This is a genomic window from Vibrio sp. 2134-1, from assembly GCF_033339495.1.
In genome coordinates this window covers 1-4,093 of record NZ_JAWOUS010000057.1, presented here as the reverse complement: position 1 = coordinate 4,093, position 4,093 = coordinate 1, and the positions used below count along the sequence as shown (strand labels likewise).

Annotated in this window: 1 protein-coding gene; it reads right to left on the bottom strand. The window is 52.3% G+C overall.

The features are described 5' to 3' along the window. Nucleotides 1–4,093: tandem-95 repeat protein (locus tag R7R78_RS23685; RefSeq protein WP_225474334.1), on the bottom strand; the 4,093-nt coding region annotated here is incomplete at both ends.

Below are 4,093 nucleotides of genomic sequence, written 5' to 3'. Positions count from 1 at the left end.
TTTGGTCTGCAATGTTGCTCTCAACCACAGGCGTGTCGTTCACCGCATTCACGGTGACGTTGACCGTTGCTTGGTCAGTCAGTGCACCATCCGTAACCGTGTAAGTGATTTCAGCGTCACCATGGAAGTTCTCAGCCGGTGTGAACACCAACTTGCCGTCAACAATCTCGACTGTACCTTGGTCACTCGGCACAGACGCCGATTGGATAGACAGCGTATCGCCATCAATATCGGTGTCGTTTGGCAGAACATCAATTGTCACTGGCGTGTCTTCGTCAGTAACAGCTGTATCATCTTTTGCCACTGGCGCATCGTTGACTGGTGTGACATCGACGTTCACCGTGGTGGACTCTGATACCCCACCCGACGTAACGATGTAGGTGAAGCTGTCAGCCCCATGGTAGTTGTCATTCGGCGTGTAAGTGACGCTGCCATCCGGGTTGACCGAGACCGTGCCGTTCGCTGGACCGTTATTGGTATCCAGCGACACCACTTTGTCGTCGCCTTCGAACGTGTCGTTACCTAAAACCTTAATGATAGTTGCCGTGTCTTCCACAACCGTCGCGTTGTCTGCCACGATGTCCGCCACTGGCGCAACTGTGAAGTTCACCGTTTGGCTAACGCTTTCGCCGCTTGGATCGGTGGCGGTAAACGTCAGCGTTTCTGAGCCGTTCCAGTCTGCGGTTGGAGTGAACGTAGCAATGCCATTGACGATAGCCACTTGAATGTTGCTGTTGCCAGAAACGCTAAACGTTAACTCACTATCCACGTTATCCACATCGCTGAAAGCGGTATTCAGATCGATGCTGTATGGCGTAAAGTCTTCTGCCAAGGTTTGGTCTGCAATGCTACTTTCAACCACAGGTGTGTCGTTCACCGCATTCACGGTGACGTTGACCGTCGCTTGGTCAGTCAGTGAACCATCGGTAACGGTGTAAGTGATTTCAGCATCGCCATTGAAGTTCTCAGCTGGTGTGAACACCAATTTGCCATCAACAATTTCGACTTTACCTTGTGCTTCAGGTACAGACGCCGATTGGATAGACAGCGTATCACCATCAATATCAGTATCGTTTGGCAGAACATCAATCGTCACTGGCGTGTCTTCGTCAGTAACGGCATTGTCATTGGTCGCCACTGGCGCGTCGTTCACTGGTGTGACATCGACGTTCACCGTGGTGGACTCACTGACCCCACCCGACGTGACGATGTACGTGAAGCTGTCTGTACCATGGTAGTTATCGTTCGGCGTGTAGGTCACGCTGCCGTCCGAGTTGACTGAGACCGTGCCGTTAGCTGGACCGTTATTGCTATCCAGCGACACCACTTTATCGTCGCCTTCAAACGTGTCGTTACCTAAAACCTTGATGATGGTCGGCGTGTCTTCCACAACCGTCGCGTTGTCTGCCACGATGTCTGCCACAGGCGCTACTGTGAAGTTCACCGTTTGGCTAACGCTTTCGCCGCTTGGATCGGTGGCCGTAAACGTTAGGGTTTCTGAGCCGTTCCAGTCTGCCGTTGGGCTAATGGTCGCAATGCCATTTTCTATTGAGACATTGACATTACTGTTGCCAGAAACGCTAAACGTTAACTCGCCATCCACGTTATCCACATCACTGAAGGCCGTATTCAGATCGATGCTGTATGGCGTAAAGTCTTCTGCCAAGGTTTGGTCTGCAATGCTGCTTTCAACCACAGGTGTGTCGTTCACCGCATTCACGGTGACGTTAACCGTCGCTTGGTCGGTCAGTGCACCATCGGTCACGGTGTAAGTGATTTCGGCGTCGCCATGGAAGTTCTCAGCCGGTGTGAACACCAGTTTTCCATCAATAATTTCGACTTTACCTTGTGCTTCAGGTACAGACGCCGATTGGATAGACAGCGTATCGCCATCAATATCGGTGTCGTTTGGCAGAACATCAATCGTCACTGGCGTGTCTTCGTCAGTAACAGCGGTATCATCTTTTGCCACTGGCGCGTCATTCACTGGCGTGACATCGACGTTCACCGTGGTAGATTCCGATACCCCACCCGACGTAACGATGTAGGTGAAGCTGTCTGCCCCGTGGTAGTTGTCGTTTGGCGTGTAGGTCACGCTGCCATCCGGGTTGACCGAGACCGTGCCGTTGGCTGGGCCGTTATTGCTATCCAGCGACACCAATTTGTCGTCGCCTTCGAACGTGTCGTTACCTAAAACCTTGATGATGGTTGGTGTGTCTTCCACAACCGTCGCGTTGTCTGCCACGATGTCTGCCACAGGCGCCACTGTGAAGTTCACCGTTTGGCTTACGCTTTCGCCGCTTGGATCGGTAGCCGTAAACGTTAACGCTTCTGAGCCGTTCCAGTCTGCGGTTGGAGTGAACGTAGCAATGCCATTGACGATCGCCACTTGAATGTTGCTGTTGCCAGAAACGCTAAACGTTAACTCACTATCCACGTTATCCACATCGCTGAAAGCGGTATTCAGATCGATGCTGTATGGCGTGAAGTCTTCCGCCAAAGTTTGGTCTGCAATGCTGCTTTCAACCACAGGCGTGTCGTTCACCGCATTCACAGTGACGTTGACCGTCGCTTGGTCAGTCAGCGAACCATCGGTCACGGTGTAAGTGATTTCGGCCTCACCATGGAAGTTCTCAGCTGGTGTGAACACCAATTTGTCGTCAACAATCTCGACTGTGCCTTGCGCTTCAGGTACAGACGCTGATTCAATCGACAGCTTATCGCCATCGATGTCAGTGTCGTTTGGCAGAACATCAATCGTGACAGCGGTATCTTCTTGTGTTGTGGCCGTGTCATCGTTTGCCACTGGCGCGTCATTCACTGGCGTCACATCGACGTTCACCGTGGTGGACTCCGATACCCCACCGGAGGTAACGATGTAGGTGAAGCTGTCTGTACCGTGGTAGTTGTCGTTCGGCGTGTAAGTCACGCTGCCGTCCTGGTTGACCGAGACCGTACCGTTAGCTGGACCGTTGTTGGTATCGAGCGACACCACTTTATCGTCACCTTCGAACGTGTCGTTACCTAAGACCTTAATGATGGTCGGCGTGTCTTCCACAACCGTCGCGTTGTCTGCCACGATATCCGCCACAGGGGCTACCGTGAAGTTCACCGTTTGGCTAACGCTTTCGCCGCTTGGATCGGTAGCCGTAAACGTCAGCGCTTCTGAGCCGTTCCAGTCTGCCGTTGGAGTGAACGTAGCAATCCCATTGACGAGCGCCACTTGAATGTTGCTGTTGCCAGAGACGCTAAACGTTAACTCGCCATCCACGTTATCCACATCGCTGAAAGCGGTATTCAGATTGATGCTGTATGGGGTGAAATCTTCCGCCAAGGTTTGGTCTGCAATGCTACTTTCAACCACAGGCGTGTCGTTCACCACATTCACGGTGACGTTGACCGTCGCTTGGTCAGTCAGTGAACCATCCGTAACGGTGTAAGTGATTTCAGCATCGCCATTGAAGTTCTCAGCTGGTGTGAACACCAATTTGCCATCAACAATTTCGACTTTACCTTGTGCTTCAGGTACAGACGCCGATTGGATAGACAGCGTATCACCATCAATATCAGTATCGTTTGGCAGAACATCAATCGTCACTGGCGTGTCTTCGTCAGTAACGGCATTGTCATTGGTCGCCACTGGCGCGTCGTTCACTGGTGTGACATCGACGTTCACCGTGGTGGATTCACTGACGCCCCCAGACGTAACGATGTAGGTAAAGCTGTCTGTACCGTGGTAGTTGTCGTTTGGCGTGTAAGTGACGCTGCCATCTGGGTTGACCGAGACCGTGCCGTTAGCTGGACCGTTATTGGTATCCAGCGACACCACTTTATCGTCGCCTTCAAACGTATCGTTACCTAAGACCTTAATGATGGTCGGCGTGTCTTCCACAACCGTCGCGTTGTCTGCCACGATGTCCGCCACAGGCGCCACTGTGAAGTTCACCGTTTGGCTAACGCTCTCGCCGCTTGGATCGGTAGCCGTAAAGGTTAGGATTTCTGAGCCGTTCCAGTCAGCGGTTGGAGTGAACGTAGCAATGCCATTGACGATCGCCACTTGAATGTTGCTGTTGCCAGAGACACTGAAGCTCAA